The 1,945-nt window shown below is 47.6% G+C and carries 1 protein-coding gene; it reads left to right on the plus strand.

The genetic code is table 11. The features are described 5' to 3' along the window. Positions 1–217 precede the first annotated feature (217 nt). Positions 218–889 (plus strand): glutathione S-transferase, encoded by a 672-nt coding sequence (locus A8707_RS26075; protein WP_068820357.1) that lies wholly within the window; start codon positions 218–220, stop codon positions 887–889. Positions 890–1,945 lie beyond the last annotated feature (1,056 nt).

A 1,945-nucleotide genomic window follows, 5' to 3' on the forward strand; every position in this document is an offset into this window, starting at 1 on the left:
TGGCTATCCATCCGGTGCGCTTTGTTTCTAATCTGCACCCTAGCTGATGGATAGCTTTTCTGTCCACGTCTGACCGCAAAAACTGTCCGAACTATTGCTACAGACTAGCAAAGTGAAATTAATAGACTAATAGATAACTATTTAAAGGGTCGATCGCATTGAGGAATTGAAATCTCGATCGCACGACTTATGAATCTTAATTTGAGAGAACGCTTTCATGATCACGGTTCATCACTTAAACAATTCTCGCTCTCAGCGCATACTCTGGCTGCTAGAAGAACTCGGCTTAGAGTATGAAGTCAAGCGCTATCAACGCGACCCGAAAACCATGCTGGCACCTGCATCGCTGCGCGAAGTGCATCCCCTCGGAAAGTCGCCCGTGATCACCGATGGCACACTCACTCTAGCCGAATCGGGTGCCATCGTTGAGTATTTGGTAGAGCGTTATGGCAACGGACGATTGATTCCGGCTGTGGGCACCTCCGATCGGCTGCGCTATATTTACTGGCTGCACTATGCAGAAGGTTCAGCGATGCCTCCTCTCCTGCTCAAGCTGATCTTTGACCAAATCGAAAAGAGTTCGATGCCTTTTTTTGTGCGTCCGATCGCTCAATCAATTGTTAATCGTGTGAAGCGATCGTATATCGAACCTCAGATCACCCAGCATCTAGATTACCTGGAGGCAGAGATCGGGAAGAGCACCTGGTTTGCAGGCAGCGAATTCACCGCCGCCGATATTCAGATCAGCTTTCCGCTAGAAGCGGCTGCCGCACGGGCGGGTTTAAACGCAAGCCGACCGAAGCTGATGAACTTTCTCGATCGGATTCATGCTCGCCCCGCTTACCAACGCGCATTAGAACGTGGCGGCACCTATGAGCTTTTAAACTGAGCAACGGTAGAGGGTTGATGTCTAACTATTGAGCAATGGTCAACGTCCGGTCATTGACAAATATGGGAGCAGGAAGTTTTTGATAAGCGGCAACACTGTACGCATATCGTCTGGCGATGATGCCTAACTGCATAAACAGAATCTAGTCTGAACGGGCGATCGTGTTGAGTCGGTAGGTAATAAGAAAACAGGTGCGACCCTGAAATCGCTGCATTAGGTTGTTGCAGGCTCGACGTTCGGTTTCACAATACGACTTCATCGGGCAGCGTTGCAGCCATGAAGAATTTGGGAAGGTTTCTGCCTAGTGTCACAGACTAAGCAGTCGCTCGCAACCTATCCACAGACCCTATCGAAAGCGAGAGGCATCATTCTGTTTTTGCCGCCTGCGCTTGAAAATGGATCATTCCACAATATAGGTGAGGGCTGATGGATTGTCAGCCTAGCTGTTCGATGCGGTTATTGAACAGTTTGTTGGTTGTGGTGAGTCTGGCTTGACCGTCTAGCGATCGGTACTACCCGTTTAGACGATTACAGATGCTCAATTGTCTTATTCAAGACTACGTTTGAGACTCACTATGAGTCTCAAACAAGACGACTGGGATAAAGAGCCAACGTTGTTTTGTCTCCAGAAGATGCCATGTTTGTTTTAGCGAGGCTGAAGTAGAATGCACTGACAGACAACCACAGGGATCAAACCCAACAAATTAGGTCAAAAAGAGGCTCGATTTTTAGTCCATTTTTAGTCCACTCTATTTTTCTAGTTCAGAATTAGATTCTGAAACCTTTGTAGGAGTAGAAGTTTGAGAAATATTCAAATATCTGGACTTCTGTGCATCCCGCAGAAGTTCAAAGATTGATTCTTCTAAAGTTGGTTGAACAATGGTTCGGACAATTTCAGGCAGCGATAGAGCCGTAGGACAGTAGGGTTGGATAGTTGGGGTGAGATTTAATCGCAGTCGGCTCCAAGTCTAACTGAGTAATAAATCGGTCGAGCAGATGAGCGGTGAGCGCCCGCCGTTTGACACTCGTCATCGAGAGGACAAAGGGCGAGTCACC

Origin of the sequence: Phormidesmis priestleyi BC1401 (assembly GCF_001650195.1) — a bacterium.
Lineage (GTDB): Bacteria > Cyanobacteriota > Cyanobacteriia > Leptolyngbyales > Leptolyngbyaceae > Phormidesmis_A > Phormidesmis_A priestleyi_B.